The following is a 19,446-nucleotide window of genomic DNA, read 5'->3' on the forward strand; positions in this document are numbered from 1 at the left end:
GCTTATGACTGCCCTCGCATGAACACCAGATTCACAGAGGAGGACGCACCATGAAACAGCTTTTTCGGACGCTCTTCGTGCTGGCGGTTATCATCGTGTGGAACGCAACGCCCTGCGTTGCCTAGCAGGTGATGCCCCGGCATGCCGGGATTGAATCATACGCGCAATCAGGCGCCGCCCCGTACCCGGGGCGGCGCCTGATTGCGTTTGGGGCGTTCTCTAGGCGAGGTGAGGTGTTTTACGGCAGGGCGATGTTGACCCAAAAGTCCACGGTGGTGCCCTTGTTCACGCAGCTGTCCACGGTAATGATGCCCCCCATGCGGGAGACAAGGCGGCGGACAATGCCAAGGCCAAGGCCCGTGCCCTCGTACTTGCGCGATTTGCCCCTGTTGAGCTGAATGAAGGGATCGAAGATGGTTTCCAGCTTGTCGTCGGGGATGCCGATGCCTGTGTCCGTGACGGTGAAGAGCAGACGCGCCGAGCCGGGGGCCGTGGCCTTGCGCAGCATCTGCACGTCCACCCGCACACTGCCCTTTTTGGTGAATTTTACCGCGTTGCCCACAAGGTTGAACAGAATCTGGCGCATGCGGCCTTCATCGCCAATGATCATCTTGGGGATGGAGTCGTCCACGGTGTAGCCGATGGTCAGCCCCTGCCGTTTGCTCTGCTGGGCAAAGGTGTTGATGACCATGCGGATGGTGCGCCGCAGATTGAACTCGTTGTGGGACAGGGTAATCATGTCCGCCTGCAACTTGGAGAAGTCCAAAATGTCGTTGATGATGGTCAACAGGCCTTCTCCGGCCTGCAGGGCGGTTTCCACACAGTCGCGCTGCTCGTAGTCCAGTTCCGTATCCAGCAGTACATCCAGCATGCCCAGCACGCCGTTGAGGGGCGAGCGCAGCTCGTGGCTCATGTTGGCGAGGAATTCCGTCTTCATTGTGCTGGCATCCTGCGCCAGGTCGCGGGCGCGGCGCAGGTTGTCCTCTATGCGCTTGTTCTCCGTGATTTCGCGGGAGACTTTGAGGATGCTGCCGTGCTCGTCCTCTCCTGTGCGCAGGGCGTAGTACTGTACCTCCCAGATGGAGCCGTCGGCGTGCGTGACTTCGTTGCGCATGGTGGTGCCCGTTTCCAGAACGCGCTCCACCGGACAGCCGGGGCAGGGCGTGTCGCGGCCCGTAAAGATGCTGTGGCAGGCGTTGTTGACCATGTCGTCCAGTTCGCGTCCTGCGGCGTCCGCGGCGGCGGAGTTGGCCCAGATGATGCGGCGGTCCGCGGTCTGGTGGACGACGGTCTCCGTGATGGTGGACAGAATAAGCTGTTTTTCGGACTCCGACCGGCGCAGGGCTTCTTCGGCGAATTTTTGTTCGGTGATGTTGCGCGCCACCTCAATGGCGCCGGTGACGGCGCCTTGCGCATCAAAGACAGGGTAGCCCGTCACAAACCACACATGCCCGTCCGGCGTGGTCATCTCGCGCGCAATGGGATCGCCTGTGTCGATGGCTTCGCGTACGGGGCAGCCCTCGCAGGGGGCGGTGCGGTTGTGCCACAGTTCGTAGCATTTGCGGGAGGCAAGGTCCTCCTGCTTCAGGTGCAGCGAGCGTGTGGCGGCCTCGTTGCCCCACAGCACGGTGTGGGACAGGTCGTGCCGGATGACGATTTCCGAAATGGTGGAGAGGATGGTGTGCTTTTCCTCTTCAGTGCGGCGCAGGCGCTGCTGCGCATGCATGCGTTCCGTCACGTCGTTGATGGTGACGATGGCGTATTCCTTGGTCCCGGATGCCGTGTAGATGGCGCTGACGCGGACATCGGCCCAGAATGGCTGCTCATTTTTGTGGAGATAGCGTTTTTCCAGCGTGCACGAGGCGTTCACGCTGTCCATGGAATCGATGATTTCACGGGTAATGGCGTAGTCGTCTGGGTGGGTGAGATCGTCAGGATGTTTCCCTAACAGCTCCCCTTTGGTATACCCAAATATCTCCGCCGCTTTCCGGTTGGCGTCGATGATGAAGCTGTCTTTGTTGGTGATGAGAATGCCCGACGGCGAGCTGTCGAAGATAGCCTTGAAGAAGGAATCGTGCCGCTTCATCCGGACGGCGGCTTCGCGCTGCGGGGTGACGTCCATCATCAGGCCCACAATGCGTTTTTCGCCGTCTGCCGTGGTGGTCAGCACCATGTCATCACGAATCCAGCGCCATGTGCCGTCGGCGTGGCGGAAGCGGTATTCCACCATGTGGTGCCCAAGGGACTGGAGCACATCCTCCACGTCAATGACCCCAAGGTCGTCGGGGTGCATGTGCTGGAGGAAAAACTCCGTACTGCCGGTCGCTTCCTCCACCGTGTAGCCGAGGATGTCCGTGATGCTGGGGCTGATGTACAACCCCGGAAAGCCGTCGGTGTCGAGGACGCAATAGAGAATAAATGGCGCGCTGGAGAGGAGGTCTTCCAGCCGGGCGAGGGAGAGCGCAAAATGGCATTCCCCTGCGGCGTCGCGCGGGGCGCTGCACGGGGCGTCCTGCGAGCAGGGCGCGCAGGGCTTGGGCGCAAGCGCCACTTCGTCCGTAATATCCGTAATAATGCCGGAGATGGTTGCTGTTTCGCCGTCCCCGGCGCTGAGGGTCATTGCATCACGCAGCACCCGCCACGAGCCGTCCGCGTGGCGGAAGCGGTACTCGGCGGTGTGCCGCCCTGAAATGGGCAGACGCTTGGCCGTAACGGCAGGCGCGGGGTCGTCCGGATGGATGCGGGAGCGCCAAAAGTCCGGGTCGGCGACAACCTCGTCGGGAGTGTAGCCAAGGATGCTGGTGATATTGGGGCTGACGGCGGAGATGGGACCGTAGGCGGAGAACGGAGCGGAATAAAAAATGTATGGAGAAGCTTCAAGCAGCGAATCGAGTTGGCTTTTTGACGCGGCAAGGGCGTCGCGTTCGCGGGTGACGCGTTGAAGTTCCTCGCGAAGGCGCTCGTCTCGCGCAAGGAGTCGTTCCGGGGGCAGGTGCTCGTGCATGTCCGTCTACTCCGTCCCGAAGGTGATGGTTGGAGGTGGTGCTGCGCCGCAGTCCCTGAAGTGAGCTGCTTGGGATATATGCAGATGGGAATCATCGTGTCAAACCTTCGTCTGGAAGGGGGGGACGCGGTGCGCGCGAGTTGTGTCACGCCACAAACTCGGGTAAGGATTTGACATTCTTATGTCGGGAGGAAAAAAAGTGGAAATTCAGGAGACCGGTTTTCCCGGACTGTTCATCATCAGGCCCGCAGTACACGGCGACGGACGGGGATTTTTCCTTGAGAGCTGGAGCCGCCGGGTTTTTGCCGAACACGGGATAGAGGTCGATTTTGTGCAGGACAACCACGCGCGTTCCGTCAAGCGGGGCGTGTTGCGGGGCTTGCACTTTCAGGCGCCGCCAGCGGCGCAGTCCAAGCTCGTTCGCGTGACGCGCGGCGCGGTGTACGACGTGGTCGTGGACCTGCGCGTTGGCTCGCCCACCTACGGCAAGTGGCACGCCGAAACACTGAGCGAAGAGAATTTTCTGCAAATGTTCGTCCCCAAGGGCTTTGCCCACGCCTATCTGACGCTGACGGACGAGGTGGAGTTTCAGTATAAGGTGGACGCCTTCTACTCGCCGGAGTGCGACTCCGGCATTTTTTGGAACGACCCGGACCTTGGCATTGATTGGCCGGAACAGGACCCCATCCTCTCCGACAAGGACAAGCATTTGCAACGCCTGAGGGATTTTGCGTCCCCGTTCCGGTTTGACGCCGCGTCGTAACGGCCGGAAGGCAACAGCATACAAACACTCGACCCAAGGACAGCATCCATGACAGAGCAGACCCCCGCGCCAAAACGGCTGGAGGGATGTCAGGCCATCGTTTTGGCAGGTGGTTCCGGGACGCGGCTGTGGCCGTATTCCCGCAGTTTGTACCCCAAGCAGCTGCTTGCCCTCACAGGCGAGCAGACCTTGCTGCAGGAGACCGTCTCCCGGTCTCTGTCCATATTTGACCCGCAGGACCTGTGGGTCGTCACCAACGAGGAGCATGTCTTTGAAGTGCGCAGTCAGCTCCGCACTTTGGACACGGGGCTGGACGGTCAGGTTTTGGCCGAACCCATGCGCCGCAATACGCTCCCGGCCATCATGCTGGGCATGGAGCGCGCCCTTGAGCGCGACCCTGACGCGGTGGTGGCGGTGTTCCCCTCCGACCATATGATTCATAAGCCCGAGGTCTGGCACGACGCTTTGGAACGTGGCGTGCGCCTTGCCCGCGAGGGCTGGTTTGTGACCTTTGGCGTGACGCCGGGCTATCCCGAGACGGGCTACGGCTACATTCAGCGCGGCGCGTCCCTTGGGGGCGAGGGCTTCGAAGTTGCGGCCTTTGTGGAAAAGCCGGATTTGGAGACCGCCAAGCGCTACCTTGCGGATGGCGAGCACTACTGGAACAGCGGGATGTTCGTGTTCAGCATCAAGGCGTTTATGGATGCCGTGGCGGAGTTTCAGCCCGAGCTGGACGCGTGGTGGCAGCAGCGGGGCGAGCGCGCGTTGGTGGACGGCTACGCCGGACTTCCGGACATCTCCGTGGACTACGGAATCATGGAGAAGGTTGGTCAGCAGGCCGTGGTGCGCGCGGACTTTGGCTGGGACGACCTGGGCAGCTGGGAGGCCCTGCACCGCCTTGGCGACAAGGATGCAAACGGCAACGTGGTGCGCGGCGACGTGCTGAATCTGGACTGCAAGGACAGCCTGCTTCTGTCGCGCGGGGGCAAGCTTGCCGCCGTGGAGGTGGAGGGGCTTATTGTGGTGCAGACCCGCGACGCCACGCTTATTTGTCCGGCGGACAAGGTCCAGCGCGTCAAGGACGTGGTGGGGACCCTCAAGAGTGAGGGCAGCTCCCTTGTGGAGGCGCACGTGACGGTGCACCGCCCGTGGGGCAGCTACACCGTGCTGGAGGAAGGCCCGCATTATAAAATCAAGCGCATCGAGGTGCTGCCCGGGGCCAAGCTGTCCCTGCAAAAGCACCACCACCGCAGCGAACACTGGGTGGTCATCAGCGGCACCGCGCAGGTGCGGGTGGATGACGACGAGATGCTCCTGTACGAAAACCAATCCGTCGATATTCCCAAGACGTCCATGCATAGGCTTGCCAATCCCGGCAAGGTTCCGGTGGAAATTATCGAAATCCAAAGCGGGCCGTATTTGGAGGAGGACGACATCGTCCGGTTTGACGACGAATACGGACGGATAAAGGCTTCCAAGGACGTCAGCTAAAACGGAAATCGCGGTTCGTGAATTTTTTCATTAGGCCTTGACACGTCTAGGTTCTCATGCCTAGAACTGCCTCGGTCATAATGGGAATTTTTAAGGATTTTTGTCCCACGGCGGAAATCGCACTCCGGCATTTTGGTGCCCGGGGTGGGGCGTCTGCCTTGGGGCTGTGGCGAGGGCCTTAGGGCAGTCGTTTCCCGTGACCGGGAAGAGACCGGGGGGGACCCGGCGGTCAAAACATTCTACCTAAGGATGAGGCGAGAGCACATGGTGAAAAAATCTTCGAGCAGTGGAGGGGCGTTGCCATTCTTCGTCGGATTTGTGGCGATGCTCTTTGTAGGATGGTGGGTCTTCCCCCGCGTGTTATTTAGCGAGATGCAGCAACCGATCCGGTTCAGCCATGTCGTGCACGTGGAAGACCAGGGCATGTTCTGCGACGACTGTCACTACCTGAAGGAAGACGGCTCGTTCAGCGGCATCCCGTCCACGCAGTCCTGTGCGGACTGTCACTACGACGTGCTGGGCACGGACCCCGACGAGGAAAAGTTCGTTGAGGAGTACGTGAACAAGGAGAAGGACGTGGAATGGCTGATCTACCAGTACCAGCCGGACAACGTGTACTTCTCGCACGCCGCGCACCAGGACATGGACTGCACGACCTGCCACCCGGACATGGAAACGTCGGATACGCCGCCCACGTACTACAAGAACAAACTCACGGACTACTCCAACGGCGGCTATAAGATCGTCTTTGGCCGTGGCGTTGGTGTGGACCCGGCCTACAGCCGTGGAACAATGAAGATGTGGGAATGCGAGCGCTGCCATGCCGAAAGCGGTCAGAGCAACGCCTGCTACGTCTGTCATCGTTAAGAGTGAGGTGGCGTAATGTTGAATAGAAGAGCTTTCCTGACGTTCTCCGCAGGTGCCACGGCTGGGCTGATGATTACCCCCATCCCGTGGAAGCTGACGGACGACGTGTCGATTTGGACGCAGAATTGGAAGTGGAATCCTAAAGTCCCCAAAAGGGCTATATATTTCTCTGAACTCGCATCCAAGATGGACCCCTCCGGTGCCGGCATCCGTGTCGCCACTGTAGACGGCCAGCCCATCGGTGTGGCCGGCAATCCCGACCATCCCCTGGGCAAAGGTGCCATCCCCTCCATGGCGGCGGCGGAAGTTGGACTGCTGTACAGCCCCTCCCGCGTGAAGACCCCCATGAAGAAGACGGCAACCGGCCATCAGCCCATCAGCTGGGACGAGGCCGAAGCCCTGCTGGCCGAGAAGGTTGGCGCAGCCAAAGGTAAAGTCGCTGCCGTGTGCGGTGACGAAACCGGCTCCGCGAGTGAAATCTTCAACGCCCTCGTGGCGAACCTTGACGGCCAGTTCTTCCTCACCAACGGCGAGGCGCAGAGCGCATCGCGTGCGTGGAAGATGATGGGCGGCGAAGGTCAGGTCGGGTACGACATCAAGAACGCGGACCATGTCCTGTTCCTGGGCGCCGACGCGCTGGAGTCCTCCGGCACGGCGGTCCGCAATGCGCAGGCGTTCTCCGCAACGCATCCCTCCGGCAAGCCCGCCACGGCCAAGTACGTCTACGCCGGTCCGGTGCAGAACAATACCGCTGTGGTCTGTGACGAATGGGTGCAGGCTGGCCCCGGCATGGCCGCTCCCATCGCGCTTGGTCTGGCCAACCTGCTGGTGCAGGACGGCATGACCGCCAGCTTCTCCGGCTTTAATGCCTTTGCCCGCAAGGTTGCGGCCTACACTCCCGCCCGCGTTGAACGCGAGACCGGTGTGCGTGCCCGCGACCTGCAGCGCATGGCTGCGGAACTCAAAAGCGCCAAGCGTCCCCTCGTGGTTGCTGGTTCCGAGTTCCTCGGCGGTGGCGGCGCAAGCATCCAGCTTGCCGCCCTTGGCCTCAACGCCCTGCTGGGCCGCGTCGGCGCTACCGGCGGCGTAAAGGCCGTTGCCGACGCTCCTGTTGTGGTGCCCGGCGCCGTGTCCCGCTCCGCCATGTACGAAGGCGACTTTGTCGGCTTTATGCAGCGCGTTGCCGCTGGCAAGGACAGCGTGGACGCCATGGTCGTCTACGACGCCAACCCGGCCTACGCCCTGCCCGAGCAGCTGAGCGGCGCCATGAAGAAGGTGCCCTTCGTTGCCACCATCAGCTCCTTCATGGACGAGACCGCCGCCGAGGCCGACCTTGTGCTGCCCGCGTCCATGACCGTGGAACGCTACGACGACGTGTACACTCCGTACGGTGCGGCTGAAGCCACCTACAATGTGAACACCCCCGTTGCGAAGAAGGCCTTCGACACCCGCCACGGCGCGGACGTCGCCCTGAGCCTTGCCGGGACGCTGGGCATGGACCTTGGCTACCGGAACTTCCGCGAAGTGCTGAAGGCCAAAGCCGAAGCCCTCGGCGCATCCTGGCGCGGCCTCAAGAGGGGACAGACCTTCACCGCATCCAGCAGCACGCCGAAGCAGCTGAATCTGGCCGCATGTGCCATTGACGGTCCGGCCACCATGGGCACTGGCGCTCTGGCGCTGGCTCCCATCGTGAAGACCAACCTTGGCACTGACAAGGTCGCTCTTCCCCCGCTGAACGTCTCCACCGTTCGCGAAACCGACTGCATGGTGCAGATGAACGCCAAGACGGCCCGCACCTGCGGCGTCAAGGCGGGGCAGACGGTCCGCCTCTCCGGCCCCGGCGGCAAGATGACCGCTCAGGTGGCCATCACGGAGAAGGTGATGACCGGTGTTGTGGCGGCTCCTCTGGGCCTTGGACACACCGCTTGGGACGAGTTCTCCCGCGGTCTGGGCGATAATGCCTTCAAACTGCTCGCCGCAACCGACGAGCCCGAGACCGGTATGACCGCATGGTCCAAGACCCTGGTCGAGATCGCCCACGCATAAAAAGAGGAACGCATCATGTCAGCATTCAAAGAATTCCCGATCAGATGGGGCATGGTCATCGACATAGACAAGTGCACGGGCTGCGGCGCGTGTACTGTGGCCTGCAACAAAGAAAATAATATCGCCCCCCAGCGTCAGCAGCTTGACCGCATCGCCGGAAAGGGCTTCCCCACCCGCTTCAAGAAGCTGGAGTGGATCACCATCTATGAACTGTCCAACGGCAAGCAGGGCAGCGCGCATGACAGCGCCTTCCTGCCGCGTCCGTGCATGCAGTGCGGCATGCCGTCCTGTGTGACCGTCTGCCCGGCAACGGCGACGGACAAAAATGAAAACGGCGGCATCGTCAGCCAGATCTACCCCCGCTGTTTTGGCTGCAGATACTGCATGGCCTCCTGCCCTTACCACGCCCGTGTGTTCAACTGGGACCAGCCCGTGTACCCCGAAGGCATGGAAAAGCAGCTGACCCCCAACGTCTCCGTGCGTTCGCGCGGCGTTGTGGAAAAGTGCAACTTCTGCCACCACCGTTGGATGTACGCCAAGGACGCCGCCCGCGTGGCTGGCGAGGACCCGAACGCGCTGCCCGAGGATGCCTACATCCCCGCCTGCGCCGAGGCCTGCCCCACCGGCGCCATCACCTTTGGCGATGTGAAGAACCCCGAGCATAAGGTGTACGAGCTGGCTCGCAGCCCCTACACCTTCCGCCTGCTTGAGCGCCTGGGCACTGACCCGCAGGTGTACTACATGAGTAAGCGCGAGTGGGTGCGTCGACAGGGTGACAACTACCTTGAAAACGAACCGGGCCCCGTAGCCCACGGCAATGGAGGTCACAATGGATAGAGCTCTTTGGCCTGAAGGCGTCGAGCGGTGCTCGCTCGGCAAGTTCCTGCTTTGGCTCGGGTTCGTCGGTGTGCTGCTGGCCGCCGGTCTGTACGAGTTCTTTATGATTCTCGTGCCGGACGGACTGGCCCGTACCGCTCTGGACAACTACTTCGGGTTCGGCCTGTGGATCACGTTTGACCTTGCGGTCATCGCCCTCGGCGCCGGAGCCTTCTTCACCGGTCTGCTCAAGTACATCCTCGACATCAAGGAGCTTGAGAAGATTGTTAACCTCACGGTCATTGTCGGCTTCATCTGCTACTCCGGCGCTATGCTTGTTCTGGCGCTGGACGTGGGGCAGCCGCTGCGCTCGTGGTTCGGCTACTGGCACGCCAACGTCCACTCCATGCTGACGGAAGTGATGTTCTGCATCACCTGTTACCTCATGGTGCTGGCTATTGAGTTTGTGCCGAACATCCTTGAGAACAGGAAGCTCAACGAGATTCCTTACCTGCACAACCTCGCGCACAACCTGCATGTGGTTATGCCGCTCATCGCCGGTATCGGCGCGTTCCTGTCCACCTTCCACCAGGGTTCCCTTGGCGGCATGTACGGCGTCCTCTTTGGCCGCCCCTACATCCTGCGTGACGGGTTCTTCATCTGGCCGTGGACGTTCTTCCTGTTCGTGCTGTCCGCTGTGGCTGCTGGTCCCTGCTTCTCCGTGCTGGTCGTGAAGATCATGGAGCTGCTTACCGGCAAGACCCTTGTGGATTACAAGGTCAAGAAACTCATGTGCCGCATTGGCGGTACCATGCTGTGCCTGTATCTGTTCTTCAAGTTTGCCGACACTTGGGCTTGGGCCGCCGACGTGCTGCCGCGCTCCGGCTTGACGTGGGATCAGATGTTCAACAGCGGCCTTGGCTACGGCGAAAGCCTGTTGTGGATTGAGCTGGGCCTGTGCGGCGTTCTGCCCGCCATCCTGCTGATGGTGCCCCGCTTCCGCAACACTCCGGGCCTGCTGTACACCGCCGCTATCCTGAACTGCACCGGCGTCACGCTGAACCGTTACGTCTTCACCGTTCAGGCGCTGGCTATCCCGGTTATGCCCTTTGACCAGTGGTACAACTACATCCCGAACTGGGCTGAGTGGGCACCCTGCCTTGGCGTTGTTGCCTACGGCATGCTCGTTCTGTCCCTGTCCTACCGCTACCTGCCTGTGTTCCCGCAGGAGAAGGAGCTGAACGCCAAGCCCCGCATGGCGGCTCCGGTTGAGCAGAAGGACGACGCGGAGGCAACGGCGACAGCCTAAACGCCCCTGCCCGACCCGTCTTCAAGGCCCGACCGGAAATCCGGTCGGGCCTTTTTGCGATGGGGATTGCTTCATATTGACGGAAGGTTGGGGAGCGTCTATCGTCAAGGCACGATGCAGCAGGATGTCCGGTGAATACTGCGGCGGACGGGCTTTGGTGCCGGACCCGCACGGGCCGCGCTCTGCCGCTGGTCTCCTGGAGGCGAGCCCCGGACGAAAGAGGCCGGAGCTCCCCGTCCGGTATGCGGAAGACAACCTACGCGTGCCGAGAAAATTTTTGCGCCGCCAAAGACGAATCGTGGCGGAGGTTGGGCGGGAGTGCCCGGCCGTGCCCGCGCGGGCCACAGCGCCCCGGGCCAGAAGCCAAGTGAAAAGCCTGAAGACGACGCACCGTGCCCGGATGGCGGATGCCGTCCGTGGTGTGGGCGTTCTTTTTTTTGTGCGGGCGGACACGCTCGCCAGCGCATATGACGACGAGAGTTGTTCAGACGTCACCGCAGTGCGGTGGTTGAGAAGGAAAAGCAGAATGGGACAGAATGAGGAGCAATACTCCACAATCCATAAGCGTGAGGACGATGTGTCCTCCATGGAAGGAGCGTATTGTCTCATTGATCCTCGGGCCGCCATTTGGGGCGAGGAACCGGGCAAGGGCCCGCATACACGCGTGGACTTTCCGCCGCAGCAGCGGGCGGGGTTTACCCTGTGCCCCTTTGTAAAGGAATTTATTAAGGTTGGGCGCCGCCACGTGCCGCGGGTCAAGCCCTATCTTTCCCTGCGCGACATGGGCGAGATGGTCCTTGCCGGGCTTGGCGTGCTGCGGGCCTCGCATGTTGTGGCCCCGGGGCTGTACTGCGTGGGCTTCCCCGATGAGGAAGCACCGGTGCTGGCCGTGCCGAACCGCAAAATGTCCTTTGATGTCCTGCGCAAGGAGCTTTCCGGCATTGACGCGTGGCTGCTTGTTTTTGACGCCACGCGCAAGGATTCATGGAAGGCTGACGAGCGGCACCTGTATTCCGTCCCGGCGCTGGTGCACGCGGTGCGGGCCTCGCGCCTGCACGATGTGGTCAGCCACCGCCGCGTGTATGTGCCCCAATCCGTCGAGCACCGCCTTGATGCCGACATTGTCATGGGCCAGAGCGGTTTTTCGCTGGTGTACGGTCCCCGGCGGACCAAGGACTGGCAGGGATTTTTTGAAAACGGCGGCGTTGCCACCGTGCCCATGCAGGAAACGACCTTCACCTTGGCCGAGCGCATGGTGCGCATTCCGCGTCAGCTGCACGCGCTACTGCGGCCGCTTGCCCTGTTTGCCGTTGTCGCCTTTGTGCTGTCGGGCATGGGGCCGGATGTGTTTGATTTTGATGCCGCGTGGTCGCGGATGCTGGGTGTGGTGTGGGCGGCTGTTGCCGCTCTTGCCGCGGGGAGTGTGGCCGTGCCGCTCCTGCTGCCGGTGCTGCCCGGCGGCAGGCTGACCTACAAGGGCCTTGGCATGGGCGCTGTTGCCGCGTGCGTGACGCTCCCCATGCTGCCGGAAGCGCTGTCCGCGCTTGATGTGGTGGCCCTTGGCACGTTGATTGTGAGTGCCAGCAGCTGGCTGGCGCGCGATTTTGCCCGGCTGACGCCCATCGGCGCAGCCATGGGTCCTGTGACCGTCTGCCGCCGCCCGCTCCTTGGGCAGTGCATTGGCGGCGCGGTGTGGGCCGTGCTGTGGGGGGCATCGCGTTTTCTTGGATAGCGCGGCGAAGACTGCGAGAGATGAAAGCGAAGAGGGATGGCCGGAGACGGCTATCCCTCTTTTTTTGCGGCGCGTACCAGCCCGCGCCAGATGCCCCGGTGGGCGCGCAGGTGGTAGAGAAATTCCGGGTGCCACTGCACGCCAAGGACAAAGTCGCGCCCGGTGTGCTCCACGCCTTGGATGACGCCGCTCTCCTCGCGCGCGCACACGCGGATGCCATCGCCCAGCTTGTCCACGGCTTGCTTGTGCAGGGCGTTCACCCACAGGAGGCGGGAGGACACAAGGCGGTAGAGCAGCGTGGTGTGGTCCACGGTGACGGATTTGCGGGGCAGGATGGTGCGCATCTGCACCGTTTCCGTATAGAAGGCTTCAAGGTCGCGGTGCAGGGTGCCGCCGTGGAAGACGTTGAGCAGCTGGGCGCCGCGGCAGATGCCAAGCACGGGACAGCGCAGGTCCTCGGCGCGGTGGAGCAGGCGGGTTTCCAGTTCGTCGCGGTCCTTGCCGGAGGAGGTGGAGCGCTTGAGGCTGAGAAGCCGCCGCAGGATGTAGATAAAGGGCGAGAGCAAGAGCCGCGTGCCCCAGTAGCGCCTATGGTGTGGGGCCACATGCGGGGGCGGGGCGGGCTGTTCGCCGTAGAGGCTTGGGTCCACGTCCGCGCCGCCGCCGATGACCAGCGCGTCCATGGGCGCGTCCGGCAGCGGCCCGCCGGGCACAACCCGAATGGGGCGCGCTCCGGCAAGCCGCAGGCAGAGCCATGTAAACAGCCACGGCCCCAAGCCGCCTCGGCGCGGGGCCGTGACCCAAACCGTCGGACGCATGGCTACTCCATCATCTCCCGCACATGTGCGGCCCATGGCCGGGTCAGCGCGCTGAGGGGCGTGCCGTGCAGGTGCATGAAGGCTTCGGCCATTTCGCCAAGGCGCTTCTCGTCACTGGCGAGGCGCTCCACGTGCAGCCACATGTCCCACTCCGCCGCCACGGTCCACGTCGGGTCGTCGATGAGGCAGTTGGGCAGGCGGTAGTGCAGGGCGGGGCGCGCCTTGATGAGGTGCATGTCCAGCGTGGCCGCCTCCAGGATGGAGCGGTCCATAAAGCAGAACAGCGGCAGCATATCAAGGGTGCGGTTTCGCGTGGGGTTGTGGGTCAGGTAGTCCACCACAAGATGCTGCAGGTCCGGGGCGTAGTCGGGACTGAGGACCAGCGCCTTGTAATCCTCGGGGAAGGAATCCACAAAGGGCGTCATGCGGCGCGTAAGGTCCACGTTCAGCGTTTCCTTCATCCAGTCTTCAAGGAGCAGGAAGGCGCGCAGATAGCGCAGTGCCGCCTCGGTGGTGACTTCCGGCATTTCGGGATTCATCTGAAAGCCAAAGGCGTAGAGGATGGACGCCTTGGTGCCCTTGGCGTCCTGCTCGTGCAGGGCCTGACGCAGTTCTTCGGCCACGTGGAGCTTGTCCAGCGGCAGGGGCGGTGTGGCTATCTCGCACGGCACAATGTTTTGCGAGGTCTCCAGCACCAGATGGTCCAGCCTGTCCTCGTCAATGAACTTCGAAATGTCGAGGCCCATTGTTTCAAGGATGGTCTTGTACTTTTGGTTCTTGAGGAGGGTGGCGTCCATCTCCGTCGCAAAGTCGCCATACGGGGTGTCCGTGACGGTGATATCAAAGGGATTGCGCTCCACCTTGCGGCCGCCGAACAGCCTGATGATGCAGTCGGCGGCGGTGTCGGGGGTGAGTCCTGCCATTTCGTATTCAAAGCCCACCCGGCGCAGGGCGTTGTCCTGCGTTGTGGTGACGGGGGGCATGGGCATTTGTGTCATATGTGTATGTCCTGTCGGTGTTGTCTGCGTGGCGCCCTTGGCGCGTGGGCGCCAAGAACATGGAATCACCTAGACATACACATGAATCCGGGCAGGACGCAACCGGGCGCGGAAAAGCCGCCAGCCACTGGCATTTGCAGGTCGGCGTGCCCTTTAAAGGGCGTCGTTGACGCGGCGGGACGAAAAAAGCCCCTCAGGAGGGGCTTTTTGATATGTGGAGGTGATGGCGACGTCTGTCCGTCTTTAGGCGTCCTTGGTGAAGACGAAAATGTGATCACCAGTAGGGACGGAGGCTTGAAATAAATGAGTGTTGTTTTTGAAAAAGGCGTCAACATCCTTGAAATAAGCGGTAACGGCAGGGTTCCGGGAAAGTGCTCCCAAATCATCGAAGAAAAAGCCCAGCATGCTCGCCAGCCCATCTGCCCCGGGATATTCGCGGACCTGCGCGCCAACGTGTTCTCCCAGTTCAAGGATGCTTTCGCGGGAGGGGAGGCCGCATTCGAGGTGCTCCTTGGCCCATGGAGCGCCCCGGTGTTTGTAAATCAGGCGCTCAACTTCGTTCTTGTCGAACCCTTTTACCGCAATGGGGACAATGAGGATAACGGCCTGTCCAGCAAGTGCAAGGAGGTCCGTCAGAAATTGGGCCCGGTCTGCCGCGGGGACGTGCTCCAGAACATGGACGGAGACGACAAAGTCAAAGGTTCGCCCCAATTGCTGCACTGTGTGCGCCAACAGCGTATTTTCCTGCGGCTCGCACAGCATATAGTCGGCATTGCCAAGAAAGTGGGACAGCAGCCCCTTGCCCCCGCCAATATCAAGGACGGAGAACTCGTCATTGTCCGCACCGTGGAGGTCCCGGATGACCTGCGCTGCGCGCTCCAAACGGACATAGGTTGGAAGAGGCATGGTTTTTCGTGTGGCTTCGTTGGCATGCAGGCGCTGGAGCAGGGCGTGGTCTACGGCGTCCGGGGCGAGGACTTGGGCGGTTTTCAGGTGCGCGTAGGCCGTGGTGGCGTCGTGGGCCTTGAGGGCCTGTGTTGCCAGATGAATATGGTAATCAGGATGCAGGGCGGACATGGTTCCTCACTGGACTTGGTGTGTTTGTGGATGCGCAGTATCGACGGGAAACTGACGGGCACGCCGCGTGAGGAAGAGGAAGCAAGTTATATACCGGGGTGGCAGTGCGCGAACCCCACACACGCGTGGTACACAACACAAAAGCCCCCAAGATGGGGGCTTTTTTTAGGTTCATCTCCCAATTCCGGGGAAGGCTGCTCTGATTTTGAGAAAGAAGTACTCGTCGTCGAGAAAGCCGTAGGCCATCCGTTTGATCACCTTGATCTTGTTGTTGATCCCTTCGAGTAGGCTGGTGTGTAGCGGATATCGGCAGTGTGAGATAATGCCCGAGATGTAGGGTTTGAGGCGCTTAGCGAATTTAATGAGCGGCTCGACTCGGCTTTGCATGGCGCGGCGGTACCAACCTTTCCAAAATCGCTTGGCAGCTTTGGAGTATCGGTAGTCCCAGAGTCGCTTCAAATCCTCCTTGAGGATATAAACCTTCATCAAATTTTTGTTGGCTCGAAGCAGGTCATAGAGCCGGATTCGATCTTCCTGTCGCATGAGATTCCGCCTGTTGCGCAGGAGCAGCCATCGTGAGCCTTTGACAACCTTACGGGCGTCTTTGTCATGATTGAGGCGATTGGCCTCATCGTTTCGGACGCGGTCGATTACTTCTCGGCCATACTTGGCAACGACATGAAATAGATCGTAGACGATCTCGGCTTTCGGGCATTGCGCCTTCACCTCGGCGGCATACGCACCGTTCATGTCCATTGCAACGGCCTCAATTCGGGCACAACCATCACGGCCAAGCAGTTCAAAGAATGGTCGGATGCTCTCCCGGCTGTTGCCTCTTCCTACCCACAGAACCCGCTTGGTGTAAGGCTCGACGATGATCGTGGCGTAGCGATGTCCTTTGCGGATGGCAAACTCATCCATTGCGACAACCTTGACGCCTTTCAAGTCAATGGGATTGAGTTTTTCCGCTAGGTACCGCTTGTCGATTGTCTTCACGGTCTTCCAGTTCAGGCCGTAGCATTCCGCGATGTGCTTAATGGGAAGTATGCGGCAGAGCCGAACAACGGACTCGGCCAGCCGCCTTGTGACACGCGAATACCTGTCGAGCCAAGGAAGCTGCTCCAGCTTTGGTCCACAGACGGGACAATGGACCCGACGCCGGATAACGAGCAAATGCGTTGCCGCGTCGAATACAGGCAAGTCACGAACCCAGCGTTCGACATAGTCGTGAACTGCGCAGACAAGCCTGCCGCACCCGCTGCATCTCATTCGCCTTCGCCTGATTGGAATCAACTCGATCCAGACTTCGGGGTGCTTCCGAGCTTCGCTGGCTTCAAGGCGCTGAACAGTTCCAACACGATACCCTTTCCAGTCTCCCAACAACCGGGTAATCTTGCCCTTGGACAACGGTGCCCTCCTTGTAGCTCTCGTCTGTTGTGCAACTGTCGAGATTACTGAGGGTTTCCGTTGTCCTCAATTTTTTATGTTTCCCCCGGAATTGGGAGATGAACCTTTTTTTAATGGGCTATGGCGCGCCGGGGTTATTTGTAGCAGACGGCGGCGACGGAATTTTTGTGGGAGCCGCTGATAACCTTGCGGCTGTAGGTCAGGTAGGTGATGACGCCTTTTTCAAAGTCGATAAACCGCACCACCTTGATGCTTTTGAAGATGAACGACGCGCGCTGGGAGAAGACCTCTTCGCCTTGTTCCAGCTGCCGGAGCCTTGCTTCATCAACCTTGCCCGTCAGCACGCAGGTAATGGACGAGCTGGCTTTGTCCTCTGCCACGCCAAAGGCGCCCTTGATGCCGCCCTTCATGGCGCGGGACAGGTAGCAGGTCACCTGCGGGATGTCCGGGTCGTCAAAGGAGAAAATCTTGATGGTGTGGTCGGGGCCGAGCATTTTCCATTCTGTGGAGACCTCGCCCACAACGCGGGCGTCGCTTGCGAAGCTGGGTGCGGCGCAAAGCAGAAAAAGCAGAGTCAAAACACAAATGTGGCGGATACGCATGATGCCTCTCGGGTTATAGGACGGTGGACGGCCGGGAGCCGTGCCGGATGAAGACTGTGTTGTTCTGGGGCAATCGGGCCGTGGTGTCAAATTGTGCGTGCCTGTTGGCGCGCGGCGCTAGGTGGTTTTGTGAAAGTCCCCCAGCTTACGCAGGAGCCACTGCCCAGCTTTGCCCAGCGTCTTGTGTGGGGAGCGGATGAGGTACAGGGGCGAGGCGTGCTCGCGCAGTTCCAACTCTAGTGAAATGGGGACGATGTTGCGCTCCGCCATCACGGTGGCGAGGATGCTGGATGGGAAAAAGGCCCAGCCGAGGCGGCGTTCCACAAGGGCGGCGCACGTGGCGTAGCTGTCCACCAGCCAGCGCTTTTGGCTGAAGTGGGTCACCTCGGTGTCCTTTTCCGCCGTGCGGCTGGTGACCACGAGTTGGCGCTCGTCCTCAAGGTTGCCGAGGGTGACCCCTTCCTTGCGGGTAAGGGGATGCGTGGCGGACGCCGCGGCCTGAAAAGGCAGGTACGAGAGCAGGGTGTAGGTCTCCAGGCGTTTGGGGATGCCTGCACTTACCACAAGTCCGATGTCCGCCATGCCGGATGCCACGTAGTCCTCAACATCGTTGAAGATGCCCGTCAGCAGGTCCAGCTCCGTAAAGGGAAAGCGGGCTTCAAACGGACCAAGCACATGCTCGATGAAGTTTGGATACAGGGCTTCATCAAGGGCGATGCGGATGTGCGTGTCTTCCTCCGCGCAGAAGGACAGCGCCCGGTCCTCCAGCCGCTCCGCGCCGCGGATGACGCTTTGGGCGTCGCGCAGCAGGGCTTCGCCCTCCTTGGTGAGGCGAAGGTACTTGCGGCTTCTGTCGAACAGCTGGGTGCCAAGGTCGATTTCCAGATTGGCCACAGCCGTGCTGACGCCGGACTGCGCCTTGCCAAGGCGCCGCCCCGCCGCCGAAAACGACCCCGTCTCCGCCGCAGCGGCAAAGCATTGCAGATGCGTGAAATTGAACGAAATCATGATGCATTTTTCTCCGTGCTCCCGGGGGAGGTCTGCGGGCAACGTACGCGCGCGGGCGGGCGTTGTCTATGACCTATACGCTTTTCGGATAGGTTCTCACTGTGCAGTCGGGCTCTTGGCGTATAGGTTCTTCTCGTTCACAGCACACAATGCCGGGGCGAAGCATGCCCCGCGCGGAGCGATACACCGGGAGAAGACACACATGGCTCTTATAGAATGGCACGCGGAGAATCAGTACATGAACTGGCCGGAACTCGTGGATGTGGCGCCCGAGAGCGCGGGCATCGACCTGAAGGCGGTCCGCCAGTACCGGTTGGCGTCCGTGCGCCGGGAAATGAAGCGATACGACGTTAACGCGCTGATTCTGTCGGACGCGGTGAACATCCGCTACGCCACAGGCGCCAGAAATATGCAGGTGTTTTCCGCCCGCAATGCGCCTTCGCGCTATTTGCTGCTGACGGAACACAGGAGCATTCTGTTTGAATTTACGGGGTGCGAGCACCTTGCCGACGGGCTGGAAACCATCGACGAGGTCCGCCCCGCCGAGACCGCCAGCTTCGTGGCCGCCGGGCCGCACATCCGCGAACGCGAGGCGCAGTGGGCGCAGAAAATGATAGCCCTCATGCGCGAGCTGGTCGGGCCGGATCTGCGCGTTGGGCTGGAGCGGATGAACGCGGGCGTCGCCATTGAAATGGCGCGGCAGGGCGTCCCCATCGTGGACGCGCAGGAGCCTGTGGAAATGGCGCGCTGCATGAAGTCCGACGAGGAACTCAAGTGCGTTATCGCCTCGCTGCAGGCGACGGAGCAGGCTACGGGCAAAATGCGCGGGGCCATCCGTCCCGGCATCACGGAAAATCAGCTCTGGTCCGTGATGCATCAGGAAATCATTGCTCTGAATGGCGACTATGTGGAAACCCGGTTGCTCAGCTCTGGCGCGCGCACCAACCCGTGGTTTCAGGAGTCGGCCAACAAGGTCATCGGTGAGAATGAACTCATCGGCTTTGATACCGACGTCGTGGGCTGCCATGGCTACTATTCTGATTTTTCGCGCACCTTTCACGCCGGACCGGACGCCCCCACCGAGGAGCAGCGCACGCTGTACAAGGTGGCCTATGAGCAGATCCAGCACAATATTGGCATTATCAAACCGGGTATGACCTTCCGCGAGTACGCCGAGAAGGCGTGGGACATTCCGGAAAAGTACCACGCCAACCGCTATTACCTGTCCGCCCACGGCGTGGGCATGTCCGGCGAATATCCCTACCTGTACCACCGCGCGGACTTTCCGGACGCGGGATACGACGGCGTTATCCAGCCGAATATGACGTTGTGTGTGGAGTCCTACATTGGCGAGCAGGGCGGCCGCGAGGGCGTGAAGCTGGAGGAACAGCTGCTGGTGACCGAGCACGGCACCACGCTGCTGACGCATTATCCCTTTGAAGACGAACTGCTCAAGTAGTAAGGCCGGGCGCCACAATGCATGACGAAGCGGTAAAGAGTCAGACGCC

At 61.1% G+C, this 19,446-nt stretch carries 15 protein-coding genes; 8 read left to right on the forward strand and 7 right to left on the reverse strand.

Annotated elements, in window-relative coordinates:
- Positions 1 to 238: 238 nt before the first annotated feature.
- On the reverse strand, positions 239 to 3,004 hold the full coding sequence (locus ACYQ2T_RS02315) for a PAS domain S-box protein (protein ID WP_459898116.1): 2,766 nt from the start codon (positions 3,002 to 3,004) through the stop codon (positions 239 to 241).
- Positions 3,005 to 3,203: 199 nt separating this feature from the next.
- Between ACYQ2T_RS02315 and rfbC the strand changes: the two genes are divergently transcribed.
- The 7 genes from rfbC (at position 3,204) to ACYQ2T_RS02350 (ending at position 12,028) form a co-directional block, all read left to right on the forward strand.
- The gene (gene rfbC / locus ACYQ2T_RS02320; RefSeq protein ID WP_459898118.1) at positions 3,204 to 3,767 is read left to right on the forward strand and encodes a dTDP-4-dehydrorhamnose 3,5-epimerase; all 564 of its coding nucleotides are present in this window, start codon (positions 3,204 to 3,206) and stop codon (positions 3,765 to 3,767) included.
- A 48-nt stretch (positions 3,768 to 3,815) separates the two neighbouring features.
- Positions 3,816 to 5,258, forward strand: a complete 1,443-nt coding sequence (locus ACYQ2T_RS02325) for a mannose-1-phosphate guanylyltransferase/mannose-6-phosphate isomerase (RefSeq protein ID WP_459898120.1) — start codon at positions 3,816 to 3,818, stop codon at positions 5,256 to 5,258.
- Between the two features lie 264 nt (positions 5,259 to 5,522).
- On the forward strand, positions 5,523 to 6,125 hold the full coding sequence (gene qrcA / locus ACYQ2T_RS02330; protein ID WP_459898122.1) for a menaquinone reductase multiheme cytochrome c subunit QrcA: 603 nt from the start codon (positions 5,523 to 5,525) through the stop codon (positions 6,123 to 6,125).
- Between the two features lie 15 nt (positions 6,126 to 6,140).
- Positions 6,141 to 8,171, forward strand: coding sequence for a menaquinone reductase molybdopterin-binding-like subunit QrcB (gene qrcB, locus ACYQ2T_RS02335; RefSeq protein WP_459898124.1), 2,031 nt, complete (start codon positions 6,141 to 6,143; stop codon positions 8,169 to 8,171).
- A 15-nt stretch (positions 8,172 to 8,186) separates the two neighbouring features.
- Positions 8,187 to 9,008, forward strand: a complete 822-nt coding sequence (locus ACYQ2T_RS02340; RefSeq protein ID WP_404846238.1) for a 4Fe-4S dicluster domain-containing protein — start codon at positions 8,187 to 8,189, stop codon at positions 9,006 to 9,008.
- Positions 9,001 to 10,296: a menaquinone reductase integral membrane subunit QrcD gene (qrcD, locus tag ACYQ2T_RS02345; RefSeq protein WP_459898127.1), complete on the forward strand. Its 1,296-nt coding sequence runs from the start codon at positions 9,001 to 9,003 to the stop codon at positions 10,294 to 10,296. Before ACYQ2T_RS02340 ends, qrcD begins: the two co-directional genes overlap by 8 nt.
- A gap of 526 nt (positions 10,297 to 10,822) precedes the next feature.
- Positions 10,823 to 12,028 (forward strand): mercury methylation corrinoid protein HgcA, encoded by a 1,206-nt coding sequence (locus ACYQ2T_RS02350; protein ID WP_459898129.1) that lies wholly within the window; start codon positions 10,823 to 10,825, stop codon positions 12,026 to 12,028.
- A gap of 50 nt (positions 12,029 to 12,078) precedes the next feature.
- Here ACYQ2T_RS02350 and ACYQ2T_RS02355 read toward each other — a convergent pair whose 3' ends face one another.
- The 6 genes from ACYQ2T_RS02355 to ACYQ2T_RS02380 all read right to left on the reverse strand — a co-directional run bounded on the left by ACYQ2T_RS02355 (position 12,079) and on the right by ACYQ2T_RS02380 (position 17,938).
- Positions 12,079 to 12,846, reverse strand: a complete 768-nt coding sequence (locus tag ACYQ2T_RS02355; protein WP_459898131.1) for a gamma-glutamyl-gamma-aminobutyrate hydrolase family protein — start codon at positions 12,844 to 12,846, stop codon at positions 12,079 to 12,081.
- Positions 12,847 to 12,848: 2 nt separating this feature from the next.
- Positions 12,849 to 13,844, reverse strand: a complete 996-nt coding sequence (locus ACYQ2T_RS02360) for an amidoligase family protein (RefSeq protein WP_459898133.1) — start codon at positions 13,842 to 13,844, stop codon at positions 12,849 to 12,851.
- Between the two features lie 243 nt (positions 13,845 to 14,087).
- On the reverse strand, positions 14,088 to 14,921 hold the full coding sequence (locus ACYQ2T_RS02365) for a methyltransferase domain-containing protein (protein WP_459898135.1): 834 nt from the start codon (positions 14,919 to 14,921) through the stop codon (positions 14,088 to 14,090).
- 171 nt (positions 14,922 to 15,092) lie between these two features.
- Positions 15,093 to 16,328, reverse strand: coding sequence for an ISL3 family transposase (locus ACYQ2T_RS02370; protein WP_459897527.1), 1,236 nt, complete (start codon positions 16,326 to 16,328; stop codon positions 15,093 to 15,095).
- Between the two features lie 134 nt (positions 16,329 to 16,462).
- Positions 16,463 to 16,930: a CreA family protein gene (locus ACYQ2T_RS02375; RefSeq protein WP_459898137.1), complete on the reverse strand. Its 468-nt coding sequence runs from the start codon at positions 16,928 to 16,930 to the stop codon at positions 16,463 to 16,465.
- A 117-nt stretch (positions 16,931 to 17,047) separates the two neighbouring features.
- Positions 17,048 to 17,938 carry a LysR family transcriptional regulator gene (locus tag ACYQ2T_RS02380; protein WP_459898139.1) on the reverse strand — a complete coding sequence of 297 codons (891 nt, stop codon included), beginning with the start codon at positions 17,936 to 17,938 and terminating at the stop codon, positions 17,048 to 17,050.
- A 202-nt stretch (positions 17,939 to 18,140) separates the two neighbouring features.
- On the opposite strand from ACYQ2T_RS02380, the gene ACYQ2T_RS02385 reads away from it, so the two are divergent.
- Positions 18,141 to 19,397, forward strand: coding sequence for a M24 family metallopeptidase (locus ACYQ2T_RS02385; protein ID WP_459898141.1), 1,257 nt, complete (start codon positions 18,141 to 18,143; stop codon positions 19,395 to 19,397).
- The last annotated feature ends 49 nt before the right edge of the window (positions 19,398 to 19,446 follow it).

The sequence above is a fragment of the Desulfobaculum senezii genome (assembly GCF_054657395.1).

Excerpts from the sequence above, each read along its gene's own strand:
- ACYQ2T_RS02315 (WP_459898116.1), bottom strand. The coding sequence starts at position 3,004 with ATGCACGAGCACCTGCCCCCGGAACGACTCCTTGCGCGAGACGAGCGC.
- ACYQ2T_RS02325 (WP_459898120.1), top strand. The coding sequence starts at position 3,816 with ATGACAGAGCAGACCCCCGCGCCAAAACGGCTGGAGGGATGTCAGGCC.
- qrcA (WP_459898122.1), top strand. The coding sequence starts at position 5,523 with ATGGTGAAAAAATCTTCGAGCAGTGGAGGGGCGTTGCCATTCTTCGTC.
- qrcB (WP_459898124.1), top strand. The coding sequence starts at position 6,141 with ATGTTGAATAGAAGAGCTTTCCTGACGTTCTCCGCAGGTGCCACGGCT.
- ACYQ2T_RS02340 (WP_404846238.1), top strand. The coding sequence starts at position 8,187 with ATGTCAGCATTCAAAGAATTCCCGATCAGATGGGGCATGGTCATCGAC.
- qrcD (WP_459898127.1), top strand. The coding sequence starts at position 9,001 with ATGGATAGAGCTCTTTGGCCTGAAGGCGTCGAGCGGTGCTCGCTCGGC.
- ACYQ2T_RS02350 (WP_459898129.1), top strand. The coding sequence starts at position 10,823 with ATGGGACAGAATGAGGAGCAATACTCCACAATCCATAAGCGTGAGGAC.
- ACYQ2T_RS02355 (WP_459898131.1), bottom strand. The coding sequence starts at position 12,846 with ATGCGTCCGACGGTTTGGGTCACGGCCCCGCGCCGAGGCGGCTTGGGG.
- ACYQ2T_RS02360 (WP_459898133.1), bottom strand. The coding sequence starts at position 13,844 with ATGACACAAATGCCCATGCCCCCCGTCACCACAACGCAGGACAACGCC.
- ACYQ2T_RS02365 (WP_459898135.1), bottom strand. The coding sequence starts at position 14,921 with ATGTCCGCCCTGCATCCTGATTACCATATTCATCTGGCAACACAGGCC.
- ACYQ2T_RS02375 (WP_459898137.1), bottom strand. The coding sequence starts at position 16,930 with ATGCGTATCCGCCACATTTGTGTTTTGACTCTGCTTTTTCTGCTTTGC.
- ACYQ2T_RS02380 (WP_459898139.1), bottom strand. The coding sequence starts at position 17,938 with ATGATTTCGTTCAATTTCACGCATCTGCAATGCTTTGCCGCTGCGGCG.
- ACYQ2T_RS02385 (WP_459898141.1), top strand. The coding sequence starts at position 18,141 with ATGGCTCTTATAGAATGGCACGCGGAGAATCAGTACATGAACTGGCCG.